The 17101-nt window shown below is 45.1% G+C and carries 10 protein-coding genes and 4 pseudogenes; 5 read left to right on the top strand and 9 right to left on the bottom strand.

The window, feature by feature from the left end:
• The first annotated feature begins 196 nt into the window (after window positions 1–196).
• Window positions 197–418 carry a hypothetical protein gene (locus tag UA76_RS04770; protein ID WP_047043633.1) on the top strand — a complete coding sequence of 74 codons (222 nt, stop codon included), beginning with the start codon at window positions 197–199 and terminating at the stop codon, window positions 416–418.
• 71 nt (window positions 419–489) lie between these two features.
• On the opposite strand, the gene UA76_RS04765 is transcribed toward UA76_RS04770, so the two are convergent.
• Window positions 490–741, bottom strand: a complete 252-nt coding sequence (locus UA76_RS04765; RefSeq protein WP_047043631.1) for a DUF1289 domain-containing protein — start codon at window positions 739–741, stop codon at window positions 490–492.
• Between the two features lie 202 nt (window positions 742–943).
• On the opposite strand from UA76_RS04765, the gene UA76_RS04760 reads away from it, so the two are divergent.
• On the top strand, window positions 944–1390 hold the full coding sequence (locus UA76_RS04760; RefSeq protein ID WP_047043630.1) for an META domain-containing protein: 447 nt from the start codon (window positions 944–946) through the stop codon (window positions 1388–1390).
• 270 nt (window positions 1391–1660) lie between these two features.
• The gene (locus UA76_RS04755) at window positions 1661–2809 is read left to right on the top strand and encodes an ABC transporter substrate-binding protein (protein WP_047043628.1); all 1149 of its coding nucleotides are present in this window, start codon (window positions 1661–1663) and stop codon (window positions 2807–2809) included.
• 91 nt (window positions 2810–2900) lie between these two features.
• Here UA76_RS04755 and UA76_RS04750 read toward each other — a convergent pair whose 3' ends face one another.
• From UA76_RS04750 to UA76_RS04735, 4 genes are all read right to left on the bottom strand, one after another.
• Complete coding sequence (locus UA76_RS04750) at window positions 2901–3836, bottom strand: class I SAM-dependent methyltransferase (RefSeq protein WP_047043682.1); 936 nt, start codon at window positions 3834–3836, stop codon at window positions 2901–2903.
• 14 nt (window positions 3837–3850) lie between these two features.
• Window positions 3851–4543, bottom strand: a complete 693-nt coding sequence (locus UA76_RS04745) for a TIGR01621 family pseudouridine synthase (protein ID WP_047043626.1) — start codon at window positions 4541–4543, stop codon at window positions 3851–3853.
• A gap of 98 nt (window positions 4544–4641) precedes the next feature.
• On the bottom strand, window positions 4642–6258 hold the full coding sequence (locus UA76_RS04740) for a methyl-accepting chemotaxis protein (protein ID WP_047043624.1): 1617 nt from the start codon (window positions 6256–6258) through the stop codon (window positions 4642–4644).
• Between the two features lie 221 nt (window positions 6259–6479).
• On the bottom strand, window positions 6480–7910 hold the full coding sequence (locus UA76_RS04735; protein ID WP_047043622.1) for a sodium-dependent transporter: 1431 nt from the start codon (window positions 7908–7910) through the stop codon (window positions 6480–6482).
• Between the two features lie 400 nt (window positions 7911–8310).
• On the opposite strand from UA76_RS04735, the pseudogene cls reads away from it, so the two are divergent.
• Window positions 8311–9764: pseudogene (gene cls, locus UA76_RS04730) on the top strand (cardiolipin synthase).
• 167 nt (window positions 9765–9931) lie between these two features.
• Window positions 9932–11138 (top strand): annotated as a pseudogene (locus tag UA76_RS04725) (cystathionine beta-lyase).
• A 64-nt stretch (window positions 11139–11202) separates the two neighbouring features.
• On the opposite strand, the gene UA76_RS04720 reads toward UA76_RS04725, so the two are convergent.
• The 4 genes and pseudogenes from UA76_RS04720 to UA76_RS04705 form a co-directional block, all read right to left on the bottom strand.
• Complete coding sequence (locus tag UA76_RS04720; RefSeq protein WP_047043620.1) at window positions 11203–11661, bottom strand: globin family protein; 459 nt, start codon at window positions 11659–11661, stop codon at window positions 11203–11205.
• Window positions 11662–11787: 126 nt separating this feature from the next.
• Window positions 11788–14885, bottom strand: a pseudogene (locus UA76_RS04715) (efflux RND transporter permease subunit).
• Complete coding sequence (locus UA76_RS04710) at window positions 14878–15948, bottom strand: efflux RND transporter periplasmic adaptor subunit (RefSeq protein ID WP_047043618.1); 1071 nt, start codon at window positions 15946–15948, stop codon at window positions 14878–14880. The pseudogene UA76_RS04715 and the gene UA76_RS04710 overlap by 8 nt, the downstream one beginning before the upstream one ends.
• A 1-nt stretch (window position 15949) precedes the next feature.
• Window positions 15950–16980, bottom strand: a pseudogene (locus UA76_RS04705) (efflux RND transporter periplasmic adaptor subunit).
• Window positions 16981–17101 lie beyond the last annotated feature (121 nt).

Genomic DNA, 17101 nt, shown 5'->3' with positions numbered 1-17101 from the left:
TTCAATGAGAAAAATTGAAATAATTTTTCTCATTACTTGCCTCACCTGCTCTCCAACTATCTGATTAAACTCTCATTTAAAAACCATCAAACTGGGTGATATTCTTGTCACATAAAGTTCATCCTTTTGTTACCTTGACGATGTAAAGGTCCACTTCTAATGTTTCTTATTAGTCACATCAACTAGGAGGATCATTATGAAACGTGCAAGTACCACTTACCGCCTTCAACTTATCAAAGAAGTTGTCACTCGAAGAGAGAGACAGCTATCTAATGATCCTATGGTGAACCACATACAGCAGCTGCTCACCGAGCAGTCTCCAGAAGATTCGCACAACGAACTCAATGGTCGATTTCATGGAAATCACTTCGATGAGCACGCAGGGGGCTGGATTAGTGACGACTGGGGACTCAAGTAGCGAGACTAGTGGCTAAGTAAAGCGGCCAAGTAAAGTAACCAAGCATTGATACGCTGATGGCAGGTTCTAAGCTAAAACAGAGTTTGTTGAGGCGTATCGTCTTCCCTTTCTGATTCGGAAACTTGTGGTGCTTGCTTCATCATTTTTCTTCTGTAGCGCATTTTACAAAGTTTAATAACATGTAATTGCTGAGCAGGTGTCATATCTAGCCACGTAAAGCGCTCTTCTCTTTTTCGCATACACCCTTGGCAATAACCTTTATCGTCCACAGTACAAACGCCCACACAAGGACTAGGTACAACAAAGAATTCTAATTGTTCCATACGCTAGCTCCTTAGTGATTTAGACTACTTTTAATTTTAGCTTAGTGTTTAATATAGAAAACTGTGTCTCAGTTTCTAATTATCTCTAAAAAAGTATGACGTTCTGCTGACAAAAACAGTGTTTTATTGTCTATACTCGCACTATCAAAAGTAACCAATCTCTTGAAATGGTTCAAATTAAAGACTAATTGGAGTCCGATAAATGAAGCTTAAATCAAAAACATTGCTCGCAGCACTTTCTCTTCCTGTACTCATGACGGCATGCGCAAGCAACGGGGACGATATGAAAGAAATTACTTCTCAAGATCTTCAGCACCACAATTGGCAATTAGTAGAGATCGACGGTAATGCGATTGCCGAAGGCTCAACAAACAAAGCTCCGAACTTAGAGATCGGAGAAAACATGACAGCGAATGGTTTTGCAGGCTGCAACAACTTCTTTGGTCAAGCCGAACTGAAAGATAACCAACTACGCATTGAAAAAATGGGGATGACAATGAAAATGTGCCCAGACGCAGAGATGGGTACAGAGCAAGCCTTCGCTCAAACGTTAGCGGAATGGAGCGATATTACATTAACGAAAGATAGCCTAGTGCTTAAAAACGATGTCCATACGCTTACATTCGCCCTCAGAGATTGGGTAAAGTAATAAAGCATTTAAAAGGAGCCATCGGCTCCTTTTTTCTGTTTCGACCTACCTTAAAAAACACTTCCACTCACAAAGCTGATTCTTTCTTTGAAAGTTTTGTGGCTTCTTTTCGGTCTCACGTAACAAGTGATCTATCAATAGTTGATGCATAATTGACTGATAGCACAGTCGTTTTTCTATTTATCCTCGCTATAATTAGATCACAACGGATTCGGCAACTCATCGTTTGTGCGTTGCCACTACATTAAGCCTTAATCAACGGATGAGACTATGAACTTACGTTACTCCACTTTGTTACTCGCAACCTTATCTTCCCACACCACGATTTCCCATGCCGCTGATTGGCAAGAGATAGAACAAAGTGCCAGAGGTCAAACCGTTTACTTTCACGCTTGGGGCGGAAGCCAAGAAATAAACCAATATTTGCAATGGGCCAACTCTGAGCTTCAAAAGCGTTATGAAGTGACCCTAAAACATGTAAAAGTGACAGACATTGCAGAAACCACGACTCGGCTGATTGCAGAAAAAGCCGCCAACAAAAACAGCGGCGGTAGCGTCGATATGGTTTGGATCAATGGTGAAAACTTCAAATCAATGAAAGAGAACCAGCTACTCGCTGGACCTTTCACCCAATCGCTGCCTAACTGGAAATACGTCGACAAGACTCTACCTATCGATGTCGATTTCTCAGAGCCTACGGAAGGCTTAGAAGCACCATGGGGCGCCGCACAACTTGTGTTCATCCATGATCAAGAAAAGCTCTACAACCCTCCAGCTTCCTTTAATGAAATGCTGAGCTATGCAAGGGCGTTTCCTAATCGTATTACTTACCCGAGACCACCCGAGTTTCATGGAACCAGCGTTCTAAAGTCTATGTTAATTGAATTAACCAACAATGACCCAGCGTTGGCAAAACCTGCAACAGATGATAACTTTGACGCCGTGACTCGCCCACTATGGAACTACCTAGATGCCCTTCATAGCGTCGCTTGGCGAGGGGGAAAACAGTTCCCAGCTGGTACTTCTGAAGCCATCCAGCTTCTCGATGATGGGCAGATTGACTTAGCAGTCACCTTCAACCCAAATTCGGTCTTTTCTGCGCAAGCAAGCGGAAAGCTAGCTGAAACCACGCGCGCTTACGCGATGGACATGGGCGCATTGTCTAACATCCACTTCTTGGCTATTCCTTGGAACGCTTCAGCCAATGAAGGCGCATTAGTCACCATTAACTTCCTGCTTAGCCCGGAAGCTCAATCACGAAAAGGCGACCTCAACGTATGGGGTGACCCTTCAGTACTAAGTACGGAGCATCTTACTGGTGATGCGGCTAAGTCTCAGCTATTCAAGGCGGTAGCAGAGCCACACCCAAGCTGGCATGGCGCGATTGAAAAAGAGTGGCTTAAACGCTACGGAAGTTAATCAAAACGCAAACCGAGAATTGAACGGATTGAAGAAAACTAGACTTCCAAAGAAAAGGGACGCAAACTGCGTCCCTTTGTATATCTCACCGTTAACGACTAAACAATAGCGCTTTTAAACTGGCTTCGCTGTCTGCATCTTGGAACTCAGGTGGATTATCCAAGCGCTCGATAAAGTTCAGTTCGGGCGCCTCCTCCTTCATACTGTCGATTAAAAAGTCGCTCGTCACCACTGGCGAATTAACACAAGCCAGCACTTCTCCTGTTTCAGTCAAGAGATCAGGCAAACGACGCAGTATTTTCTTATAATCTTTGGTTAACGCGAAGCTGCCTTTTTGGAAAGAAGGTGGATCAATAATGATCATATCATAGGGGCCAGACTTCTTAATTTTGCCCCAAGACTTAAATATATCGTGTGCCATAAAGCCGACTTGATTTAAATTGTGTCCGTTGAGCTTATGGTTTTCTCGGCCTTTAGCGAGAGAACCTTTTGCCATATCAACGTTTACGACTTTGTCTGCACCGCCCTCAATAGCGGCAACGGAAAATCCACACGTATAGGAAAAAAGATTTAATACGTTCTTATGCTTCGCATTTCGACGCACCCACTCACGACCAAGTCTCATATCAAGGAAAAGGCCAATGTTCTGGTTGCGCCCAACATCAAGTTGGAACTTTAGCCCGCTCTCTACTACCACGGGCCTTGATTCGAGTTCACCATAGATCACTTCAGACGGCGCGCGGTCGGCGTATCGATGTTGAACAAGTATTGAACGACCTTCTTTCTCGTTCCAAAGAGCTGACTCCGATAGTTCAATGAGCCCTTGTTTAAGAGCAGCTAAAAATTCTTCGTCGACATCTTTAAAGATATTAACCACCAGCTGACCTTGCAGCCAATCGCAAGTTAACTGCTCTAATCCTTCAAAACATCGTCCTCGGCCATGGAATAAGCGACGAACCTCGATAGGGACCTGCTCGAGTTGAGTCTTAATATGGATAAAAAATTGAGGTAGTTGTGCTGCTTGCATATAAATCTCGGTTGTCATTTTAGTTTCGGCCATGTTAGGTCCCAAGGCTGTGCCCACTGGTTTATCGCATTTTTTACCGGTTGATCTTGCCACTTTGTCCCTAAATCTAACAGTTTGGTGGGATCACACACAAAGCGGCAATGCTCTTCTTGGTATTCAAACCCAAGCGCATAAGCGTGTAGGTAGCCTCTATCAGCAACCGATGAAGGATTGTAAATAGGATCACCGACAATCGCAGAACCAATAGATTTGAGAGCTACTCGAATTTGGTGAGTTTTACCAGTATGAGGTTTACATAAAAACAATCGCTCACCAGGCTCGCCCGCAAGAGACAAGAACTGAGTGACTGCTGGGTTTTCCTGACGATTGATCAATTTCCAAGACGCTCGTCTAGAGCGTTCCATATCACCACTGATCAATCCCTGTTTCTTCTTAGGTTTTTTGCTGCCTATCGCAAGGTAATACTTCTCAACATTTCGGTCTGCGAAGGCCTGTGATAGCACACTAGCGGCGTCATGGTTTCTTGCTAGCAAGAGTATGCCCGACGTCATTTTATCTAACCTATGGACTAAATACAGCTGCTTGTCACCCGTTACTAACGCGATGTTCTGCAATAATGATGATTCCTGTTCATCTTTATGAACTGAAACTGAGGGGTGTTTATTGATGACAATGAAGTCTGGATGGGTATGTAAAATATCAAACATGACGCTGGTGCTCCAATTACGAGGTGAGTATACCCAGTAATTGCTGGGACACCAGCGTTTGTTAACCGCTCATCAAACTAATAAGCGTGGAAACGAAGTCATTTCAGTTTGAATTTAGCAAGCAGCTGGTCCAGTTGCTCGACTCGTTGATTCAAGCCAGAAACACACTGAGAGCTTGCGTTGGCAAGTTCAAGTGATTGTTCTGAGATATCACTTATCGATGTGATATCTGCAGCAATCTCTTTCGTTACCGCCGTCTGTTCCTCAGCAGCTGTCGCAATCGAGTTAATGCGGCTTTGTACGTTGGATGCGCCAGCGACGATCTCTTCCAGAGCGTTCACTGCACCTGTACTTTGCTCCACACCAATATCAACCAAACGACAGTTGTCTTCGGTATAGGTAACAGCTTCTTGTGTGCCAGATTGAATCGACTGAATAATACCCGAAACTTCTTGCGTCGCTTTCGTCGTTCTCTCTGCCAACGCTCGAACTTCATCTGCCACCACGGCAAATCCACGACCAAACTCTCCTGCCCTTGCGGCCTCAATCGCGGCATTCAGCGCCAACAGGTTGGTTTGCTCCGCAATATCTTCAATCACCTTAATAACGCTGCCAATTTGCTCACCATGGGAGCCAAGCTCATTCATCTGTACAGACATATCGCTCATTTGCTGAGAAACCTGCTGGATGCTAGCCACCATTTCAACAATCACACTTCGGCCATCTTCCGCTGCTTTTTCAGACTGCTGCGCAACGTCAAATGTCGAGTTACCTTGTTGGGCGACTTCAGCAATGGTCAAACTCAGCTCTTCGGCAGCAGTAGCAATCAATGCCGCTTTGTCCGCTTGTGCAGATGCCCCTTCAACGATATTGCCGCTAATATGGGATAGCTCAGAAGACGCCGTTTGGACTTCAGCACTCACTTGAGAGATCGAGCCTAACAGCGAGACTAAAGAGCTCTGCATTTTGTTGACTGATTCAGCCAAATTAGACAGCTCATCACCAGATTTGTCGTCAATCGCATCAGCAGTAAGGTCGCCGTTTGCCACTCGAAGTGCAACTTCATCTAGCTTAGTCAAACGAGACGTGATGTTTCTCGACAAAATGTAAGCGACCGCACTCGATGCAAGGATTGAAATAAGGGCCAATAACATAATAGTCCCTTCGATCGTTTCAAACGAATCTGTCAGTTCAAGTAAGGCTTCTTCTGCTTGGCTACTTTCCGAGAGCGATGCATCATCTAATAAACTTTCTAATCTAACGAGGTAACGCTCATATAACCCATCTAACTCACGAAAGAGTGGCTCTGAATCGTGGGTTCCTTGAATCGCGGACAGTATTTTTTGCTCGAATCCAGTGGTGAACTGTGAAAACAAGCTGTTTATTTCATCCAAGCGTTTCTTATCCACTGGATTAGTGCGTTCCAACGCCATGATGGAGTCAAATGCCTCTTTAAACTGGCCTTTGTTGCTGAAATACTCTTTTTCAGCATTTGGAGAGCCTGCGATAACTTTCAATGAATCGCGATAAACGTCCCCCGCCTCATCGATTAGGATCAAATACAACTGGACCCCTGGCACATCATCCTTGCGGATCTCAGTTGCCACCTTATGAGAAGAAAGAACTTCAGCCCAAATCACCCCCATCGCAATCATTAATACGAAAAGAATACTTCCGAACCCAGAATACAATTTACTTCTAACCGACATCTTCACAAAAAACTTCTCCCTAAAGGAAATGTATAATTCACACAATTCATATATCGACAACATTATCAATTAGTTTAGTACTTTATAGATAATCCGAAAGAGTAGTTCCTCACACAATATGACGTACATTATGAAGCAATGTCATAGTTTTTAGACTGATGAGTTTTGGCAAGGTTAAAACAAAAAAAGCAGCCATCTGGCTGCTCTTTTTACGGAAGTTTATACGACTACAGTTTCTTCGAAACAAGGGCAGTCAATGCGATGATACCGATACCGATTAGCATGATAGCGCCTTTGCCGCTGTCGAAACCGCTCGAGATACCTGCAAATGCGACTACCGCTACTAGTACAGGGATAACAAACTTAACTAGATTGTACCAAAGACCAAATAGTGGGAATTTAATTTCACCGCCGTTCGTGATTTCTTTTTCAAGCTCTTCACGAGAAAGTCTCCAACCTGCGAAGATACATACAAACATACCGCCAACAGCAAGGAAGATCTTATCAGTAAGAAGGTCAAAGATATCGAATGCACCTGTGTCAAACAGTGTAGGACCAACGCCGCCTAGAGACAGAGAAGCGAACACACAAAGCACAGCCATTACAGCGCCTGATGACAGTACGGCAGTAGAACGCTTCATACCTTTCTCATCGATTAGGTAAGAAACAACAACTTCAAGTAGAGATACTGAAGAAGTCAGTGCTGCTACAGTTAGACCCACGAAGAATAGAAGTGCGAAGATAACACCAACACCACCCATTTCAGCGAACAGCTGTGGTACAACAACGAATACTAGACCAGGACCAGCAGCTGGCTCCATGCCCAATGCGAACATCGCAGGGAACATTGCTAGACCCGCTAGGATAGCAACGCCCGTATCCATCGCAGTAACCATACCGGTAGTTTGAACTAGGTTCTCTTTCTTCTTCAGGTAACTACCGTATGTGATCATACAGCCCATACCTAAACTTAGAGAGAAGAATGCTTGACCAAGCGCAGCGAGCACAACACCACTGTCAACTTTAGAGAAGTCAGGGCTAAATAGGAACTCAACACCCGCCATCGCGCCTGGTAGCATCAAGCCTTTAACTGTCACCAAGATAAGGATCAGGAACAGTACTGGCATCAAGATCTTACCTGCTTTCTCGATACCGCCAGAAATACCACGGCTAACGATGATCAGATTTAGAAGAAGGTAAACACCCATCCACATTAGTGGTTGAATCGGGTTAGTGATAAATCCACCAAAGCTATCACCAATAGCTTCAGGTGCACTTAATAGACCGCCAGCAACTTTCTGAACGTATGCCAGTGCCCAACCACCTACTACAGGGTAGAAACCCATGATAAGTAGGCCACTCAAGACACCTATAACGCCAACGAAAGTCCAACGACCATCAGTCGATTTAAAAGCACCTACAGCAGAACGTCCTGTCTTACGGCCTACTGCAAATTCTGTCAGCATTACGCTGAAACCGATGAAAATTACGAAAGCAAGGTAGATAACGATAAATGCACCACCGCCATTCTCACCTGCTGTGTAAGGGAATTTCCAAATATTACCTAGACCAACAGCAGAACCTGCTGCAGCCATAACGAATCCTAGTTTCGAACCCCATGAATCACGAGGTGCTGTGGTTGAATTACTTGAAGCCACGGTATCTCCATATATTTTGTGTTGTGTTGCATCTGAAAATAGGCGCTTTTAAAAGATTGCATGTAAATCATAGTTTACACTTAATTAAAATTAGATAAGCGCTCGTTTTGTGGCAAGTAAACCAGTTTAACCATAAAATTGGAACCCCAAAGACGACATTTTTCAAACTATCCTCCAGTTTGTGAATTTAAATGTTGATTTTTTCATCAATAACATCTCTCTTTATCTAGAGTTTTTGAAATAACCCACACTTTCAATGCCATTTGTTGCATTTATGTAGTCAAATATCACATCACCGAATTGACTCAAGAACAACAGTCAACATTGTTGTCAAGTCCTAGCTTGAGCTAGAGGTAATAACGTTTTAATATTCATCAAGTTGTTCTCATTTGGTCTTCATATGGATAAGTTCTACCACTTCCTAACCTTAGCCAGCATCATCCTATATTGGATTCTAGTGGCCGGTGTGACATTACGAGTTGTCCTCAAAAGGCGTGCTGTGAGTGTGTCACTGGCTTGGCTCATGATTATTTACATTCTGCCAATCGTTGGAGTGGGATGTTACTTTTTATTTGGAGAGCTGAACTTAGGGCGAAAACGTGCCGAACGAGCAAAAGAGATGTTTGGCCCTTTTGAACAATGGTTTGCAAAACTTAATGACTCCAATGCGCATCAGGTTGATCACCTAGCCGCCACATTTTCAGAATTGATCAACTTTGTAACAACCGTCTTAGCCTTCCTGCCCTTAGTGGAAACAGCCTATCCCTGCAAAGCTCACCGAATGAAATACTAAAATCTATCATAGAAGACATAGATTCCGCTAACTCTAGTATAAAAATGGTGTTTTATATTTGGCATCCAGGAGGATTAATCGACAATGTCAACCAATCACTAATAAAAGCTGCAAAACGAGGTGTCAAGGTAGATTTACTGGTGGATTCTGCCGGTAGCCCTCGCTTTTTCAACCACCCAAGTTCGAGTGAACTCCAGAAAGCCGGAGTTAACCTAGTTCAGGCGTTAGAGGTGAGCCCTTGGCGTATTTTCTTAAGACGTCTGGATCTTCGCCAGCACCGTAAAATCATCGTCATCGACGATAACGTTGCTTACACGGGATCGATGAATATGGTCGATCCCGCCTTTTTCAAACAAGGTGCCGGAGTTGGTCAATGGATAGATATCATGGTTCGGGTCACCGGGCCAACTGTGAACGTCTTATCAGCAATACACAGCTGGGATTGGGAAGTAGAGACCGGTCAACGCAATCTACCTAACCTCCCTTCAGCGAAAATAGAAGAACCTTCTGTTGCCCACCCTATTCAAGTGGTCCCATCTGGCCCTGGCATGCCAGATAACCTTATTTCTCAGGTGCTTATACTTGCAATTAATCAAGCAAACCAATCTGTTTGTATTACCACGCCGTACTTTGTACCAAGTCCAGATCTACTCGAGACACTAAAGGTCACTGCACAACGCGGCGTCAAAGTTGAACTTATCATCCCACATAAAAACGATTCCTTGATGGTGAAATGGGCTTCTCGCGCATTCTATACGGAGCTGTTGGAGTCTGGAGTCGAAATTCACGAGTTTTATGGTGGCTTACTTCATACTAAGTCGGTTGTTATCGATGAAGAATTCTGCCTCGTTGGCACCGTTAATCTCGATATGAGAAGTTTATGGTTGAACTTCGAGGTGACTTTAGCCGTCGATGATCAAGCATTCACAAAAGAGATGCACTGGCTGCAAACGACTTACAAAGAGCAGTCTTACTTGGTCGATTTGGACGAGTGGCAAGATCGCAGTATCTACTCTCGATTCCTTGAAAGGCTATTTTATCTCTTCAATCCATTGCTTTAATGACCTCAAGCCCAAGAGCAAACGCGTTCATGGGCTTTTTCTTCCTTAATCGATTATTGACTATCGAGCACTCTTCCGATGACCAGAATTATTCTAGTCAATTACTTGCAATTGCCATCAAGTCCGTGTTTTAAATAACAGAAATAACTCTTTGACAAGGATTTCTCATGTCGGAAGGCAAAAAGACTAAATTAATCACTGCTGGGCGCTCAGATAAGTGGACCAACGGTGTCGTAAATCCACCCGTTCAACGCGCATCTACCGTTGTGTTCAATACCGTGGCAGAAAAGCATCAGGCCACCATCAATAGAGCAAACAAAACTCTATTTTATGGACGTCGTGGCACGAACACGCACTTCGCTTTTCAAGACGCCATGGTAGAAATTGAGGGGGTGCTGGCTGTGCACTTTATCCTTGTGGTACCGCGGCTATTTCAAATGCCATTTTGTCATTCGTTAAAGCCGGCGATCATATCCTGATGGTTGATACTTGTTACGAGCCGACTCGCGATTTCTGTGACGTTATTTTGAAGAAAATGGGCGTAGAGACAACCTACTACGAGCCAACCATCGGGGCAGAGATCGAATCTCTTATTAAACCAAACACAACTGTGCTATTTACCGAATCTCCTGGGTCCATCACGATGGAGGTTCAAGATGTTCCTACTCTTGCTAAGATTGCTCACAAGCACGATATCATCGTGATGCTAGATAACACTTGGGCAGCTGGTGTTAACTTCTCTCCATTCGACCACGGAGTCGACATTTCAATTCAAGCGGCAACGAAATACATTGTTGGCCACTCGGACGTTATGCTCGGTACTGCTGTCGCGAATGAGAAATGTTGGGACCAGCTACGTGAACAAAGCTACCTGATGGGCCAATGTGTCTCTCCAGATGATGCCTACCTTGGGTTGCGCGGCATTCGAACTCTTGATGTGCGTCTGCGTCAACACGCGGAGAGCAGCTTAAAAGTGGCCAAATGGCTGGCTTCTCGCCTGAAGTCGATCATGTTCGCCACCCTGCGCTAGAAAGCTGCCCAGGTCATGAGTATTTTGATCGCGACTTCACAGGTGGAAATGGATTGTTCTCATTCGTTCTTAAAACAAGCTACCCACGCGCTACGACAGCGCTTCTTGATGGTATGAAACACTTCAGCATGGGTTACTCGTGGGGCGGTTTCGAAAGTCTCATCTTGGCCAATGAGCCGAAAAGCTTCAACAGCTTACGTACACTGTCTAACCCTAACTTCGAGGGAACATTGATTCGAGTACACATTGGTCTAGAAGACGTCGAAGATCTCATCGCAGATTTAGAAGCAGGTTTAGAGCGACACAATGCGCTAGTACTTGAGAAAGAAGCTTCGGCTAACTAAGTTTTCAATTCTAGACTGAAATCTCCACACCGAGCCTCTTTAAAGCCAGTACTGTGTACTGGCTTTAATTGTTATAAACCTTGCGATTCACGTAGGTTGCCGCGTTGAATTCAGGGTAAGCGGCTTCACGCATTACTGTTGCAACCACAGTAAATAGCTTGATCCAAGCCTGCCGTGTTTGTTGATCGAAGTCTGATTGCAACCCAGCTTTTAAAGTGTAAAGCAGGGCATTACCGACAGGGGTATAGTCGTCAACCGTAACGCCGTAACTAAGGTGCCTCCTAGCTAACGCTTGCAGTGGTTCGATTAAACTTTCCAAGTCATCCAATCCTTTCACAGCCGTACTTAGCATTTGCATCAGCTTTCTGCCTTGTGCCGTCAGGTCGGATTTGAACAGCGAGCGCAGTCTTGGATCGTATTCAAATAACTTAGCATAGAAGATTTCTGCCGCTTGCTCTGCTATTGGTTCTACTTTGCTAAAGCTTACCTGTATCAATCGCTTATCATTAGCACTTAGAGTCATTACACCCAGCCTACTCTTTATTATTGTTCCTCTAATAATAGAACAATCAAAATGACTTAAGTTGCCTAAATACAAAAAGCCCCTCGGGCCGGAACCAGAGGGGCTTTTTCAACATGTTCTCCTACTTTAACTCGGCACTTTAAGCTTATGGAACAATCGGTACAGAACAGGAACAACGATAAGGGTTAATACTGTTGCGAAACCTAAACCGAACATGATGGTCACCGCCATTGGTTTAAAGAAGATATCTGGCAATAGTGGAATCATACCCAAAATGGTCGTAATCGCTGCCATACAAACAGGTCTTACACGGCTGAGCGCCGCATCGACCACCGCGACATAAGGGTCCTTACCGGATTGCATCTCAATTTCGATTTGATCAAGCAGTACAATACCGTTTTTCAACAGCATGCCCGAAAGACTCAAGAAACCGAGCAAGGCCATAAAACCAAATGGGGTATTGAGTGCCAACAAGCCTGTTGTTACACCGATAATCGCCAAAGGTACGGTAAGCCATACAATCAACGGCTCCTTCACCGAGTTAAACAAGAAAACGGTGATTAAGAACATGAACAAGTAACCCAAAGGCATCGTAGTAAACAGCGACTCTTGCGCGTCTCTAGAAGACTCGTACTCACCCCCCACTCTAGCTGATAACCTGGTGGTAATTCGATGGCTTCAATCGCAGGCATTAAGCGTTTCTGAAGCGTTGACGCCGTTTCTTCACCTAAGAGATCTGGGTCTGCGAATACAGTAAGTACACGCTTGCGATCTTTACGAATAATAATTGGGTCTTCCCAACGCATATCGTAACCCAGTGTGACTTGCTGTAATGGGATGTATTCCGATAGTGCTGGGCTCCAGATCTTCATACCCTCGATGTTTCGAATATCAATTCGCTCATCTTCTGGCAGTCTCGCAACAATTGGCATCAGCGTTGTACCATCACGGTAAACACCGACGGCCTTACCCGAAAATGACATCGATAGGAAATCATCGACATCGGATTTAGTGATACCGTAGCGACGTGCTTGGCTTTCATTAAATTGAGCTCCAACACTTTTGTACGTTCACGCCAGTCATGACGAACGTTGGTGGTACCAGGATCATCATGCATGACATCAACCACTTGCCTTGCAATGCCACGAAGCACCGTTGGATCTGAGCCGATAATACGCGCTTCAATTTTCGCGCCGCCACCTGGGCCTAACTCAATTTGCTTGAGCTTGTAGTTAATTTCAGGGAACTTGGTTTCGACATGCTCCCTAAAGTTCGCCATCAACTCATGCAAGGCTTCATAGTTATCGACTCGTGTGGTGATTTCACCATAAGCGGCGTAGCTCTTCTCCGGCGCATAGGTCAGCATGAAACGTTGCAGGCCTTTACCCGCCGTGGTTGTAATGTGCTCGACATGGTCTTGCTCAGACAACCATGATTCCAACGCTTTCAACTTAGTGTTAGTCGCACGAATATCTGTCCCCTCAGGTAACCAGATATCTGCTTGGAACATTGGCGTGGTCGAGGATGGGAAGAACGCTTGTTTAACAAAACCAAACCCGTACAAGCTAGCACCCAAAGCAACCACTAGCACAACGACCGTGAGCCAAGCACGTTTCATACAAAACTCGAGGAAGTTTTTGTAGATAACAAAAATCATCCGTTGTATGGGTCTGAATCCTCTCCCTCTTCCGGCGCTTTTTGGCCTTTAAAGAACATATCCGCAAAGAAAGGTGTGAGTGAAATGGCCGTAAACCAGCTCAACATCAAAGAAATAAGAAGAACCGTAAATAGCGTTCCACAGTATTCGCCCGTTGCATCTTCAGACAGCCCAATGGGGCAAACGCCGTCACCGCGATAACCGTTGCACCGAGTAAAGGCCATTTGGTCTGCGTGACGATGTCGGTCGCGGCTTGCATCCTAGTCCGCCCTTTTTGCGTCCCTATGAGTATCCCTTCTACGACCACAATGGCATTGTCCACCAGCATACCCAAAGCAATAACCAAAGCCCCAAGCGAGATCCGTTGAAGATCGATCTTGAAGTACTGCATGAAAATGAAGGTGCCAAGAACAGTCAGAAGCAGAATCAAACCAATCAGTAACCCTGACCGAAGCCCCATGAAGAAAAGCAGAACAATGATAACGATCGCAACAGCCTGACCCAAACTAACCACGAAACCGCTTACCGATTTATCCACCTCTTTCGGTTGGCTGTAGATTTCGGAGATATTGATACCAACAGGCTGTTGATACTTTAGCTCAGCTAGGCGTCGGTCAAATCGCTCCCCAACTTCAACCACGTTCACTCCTTGTGAGAATGACACCCCGACATTGAGCGCTAGGTCGCCGTTAAAGTTGATGATATTTTTCGGTACCTCAATATATCCGCGCGTAATTTCAGCCACATCGCGTAGGTAAATCAGGCCTTGTGCGCCACTTTCGGTGATGATTAGGTCGCCCAACTGGTCTACGTCAGTGAATTCACCGGTTGGTTGAATTCGAATGTATTCATCACCAATCCGGATTGCCCCCGCATCCGACACGATATTTTGGGTAGAGAGCAAGTTGAACACGGTATTCGGCGCAATACCCAAGCTGCTCAAGCGCTTCATGGATATTTCGATAAAGACTTGCTGTTGCTGTTCGCCCGATACCGAGACTTTACTCACGCCATCAATAAGCTCCAGTTCTCGCCTCAAGTAATCCACGTAATCGAGTAGCTCTTTGTAGCTGTACCCCTCACCAGTGACTGCGAGTAAAATACCGTACACATCACCAAAGTCATCAATGACACTCGGATCATTCACACCCGGCGGTAGTTGTCCTTTCAGGTCATTCACTTTACGACGAAGTTCATCCCAAATCTGAGGCAAGTCATCCGGACCATAGTTGTTTTTCATGGTGACGGTGATCTGAGATAACCCTCGACTCGAAATCGAATTGATTTCATCCACGTAAGTTAATTGCTGTATGGCTTTTTCTAGTGGGTACGTGACCTCTTCTTCAACTTGTTGAGGCGTTGCCCCTGGATAAGAGGTCACCACCATCGCATCTTTGATGGTAAATGCAGGATCTTCTAAACGCCCGAGGTTAAAGAACGCCGAGGTACCACCGATAAGGAAAATCAGCGTTATCATCCAACTGATAACACGGTTTTTGATGAAGTATGCTGCGATGCCTTTGTCGTCCTGCTCAGACACTTCCGGCGCCTTATTTTGATCAGTCATTGATAGTCTCCACAGATATTACTTCAACGTTCATCCCTTCACGTAATCTCGACAAACCAGCCACTACGACTTGCTGGCTTCTGTCTAAGCCTTCTAAAATTTGTAAACTACTTTGCGAAGCCTTTCCGACTTTAACGCGCTGCTTCTTAACGACTTTACCGTCAAGAACCCATACATACTTACTGTCACGTTCTAACTCGTCACCATCTTCATTAAAGACAGCTTCAATCGGCACCCTAACTCCTTTGTTCAACTCAAGCCCAACACTTTCCCCATCAGCCGTGACTTCTACCGCCATACCGTCGAGAATATATTCACTCTCTGGCATGGGCATGGATAAGGTAACGGTAAAGGTACCCGAAGCAGGATCGGGTTCTGTTGTGAACTCTTTTACCTCCGCAGAATAAGTATTGCCGCTTGGCACTCGAACAATTGCTGTAGCGGTATCTGAAGACTTACCTGCGTATAATCGGTCAGGAAGCTGAATCGTGACTTCCACACTTTCGATACTGTGAATATTCACGATATAGCTACCAACTTGAATGTTCTCAAACTTATCGACATTCACACGTGAAATAATGCCATCGACAGGCGCTCTCAATTTGGTAAACGAAAGTCGAAGCTTCGCGAGTTCAAGTTCCGCTAGTGCGATTTGGCGCTGCGCCGCGATCTCATCGAATTGAGACTTAGCTAATAGCCCTTTCTCCACCAAAGGTCTGGAGCGTCTAAACTGGCTATCCACCACGCTGTAGCGCGCAGCGGCGTTATCCACATCCAATTTGTAATCGGTTGGGTCTATCTCAGCAACCACATCGCCTTTTTTGACTTGGTCTCCCTCTTTCACATTCAGTTTGCTAACTTCACCCGCCACTCGAAAACTTAAGTGAGACCGTTCTGCGGCAGTAGCCACGGCAGGAAAATACAAACTTTCTTGGGAAAAAGTCTCGTCAAGATTAACAACTTTCACTCTTGGGGTTTTATCCACACTTAAGAGCTCGGGCTCACCACAGCCAAATAGCAGAGCAGTAGATGAAACCAAGCCCGTTAACAGTAATTTTTTCATATTACAGACCTCGCTCCTTCACCCACTCTCGGACTTTGATGCCCTCTTCAATACCCGTTACACCCGATATCACAACACGGTCACCATCGTTCAAGCCATTCAGCACCTGACGCCTGTCGTTTAGCTTAACAGCGGCCTTAGTCACAAGCCCTGCCTCATCAACTCGCCATACATAGGTTTTGCCTTGGTCTTCAAAAATGGCCGAATTGGGTACGCGAGTACTATCACCAGACTCAACTGAAGCATGAACCGTTCCGGCCATACCAGGGAGAATGCCAATATCACTTGGTCTTTCCATAACCATAGTGACTTTATAAGAACCCGTTTTCGGGTCCGCTTCCGTGTCGATTTCTTGGAATGTCAATGGATAGCTGTTATCTGGGAATGAATCGAAGCGCATCACAACTGTTGGGTTTAATCGTTCAGCAAAGCGGTTCAACAAGTGATCAGGTAATAAAAAAACCACTTTCATCAACTGATTGGTTTGAATACTCATCACGCCAGATTTGGCGGCAACGAACTCATGATTCTCCGCAGGCAACAAGGAAATAGTGCCATCGTAAGGTGCAACCAATTTGGTGTAACGCAGGTTTGCTCGAGCTTGCTCTAGTAACGCTTTCGCTGAGTTGTGATTGGCTTGCGCTTGGTCGAAGTCTTGCTCGGAAACAACTTTGTCTTCACGTAGTTTTTTATAACGCTGGTATTGGACGTCCGCCAACTTGAAGTTTGCAAAGGCTTGCTTAGCCAGTAACTCATATTCATCAGGTTCAATGTCGCAAGCACATCACCTTTTTTGACTGGCTGCCCCGCATTGACATCGATAGTTTGCAATTGTCCGGGAACTCGAAATGCTAAGACAGCTCGATCGCCCGCTTCTGACGTCGCGGGGAAATGACGTTCAAACGTGTTGCCGCCAACGGTTACGGTGAATAATTTAGCAGGTCTGGATTCTGGCTCAGGAACTGGAGGGAGTTCACCACCACAACCAAGGAGGGTAGTCGCAATAGCGGTAAGGAGTATGACTTTACGCATTCTCATTCATCCATGTATGGGCATTAACTTAAAAGATAGATGAATGATAACGTTAAGACCAGAGCTAAGTCTGTATAAAATATGAAAATAGTTGGATCTTTTTTTGGGGGATTAGCCCGGC

This window comes from Vibrio mexicanus, from assembly GCF_001012815.1.
GTDB lineage: Bacteria > Pseudomonadota > Gammaproteobacteria > Enterobacterales > Vibrionaceae > Vibrio > Vibrio mexicanus.
This window is presented reverse-complemented; position numbering and strand designations above follow the sequence as displayed.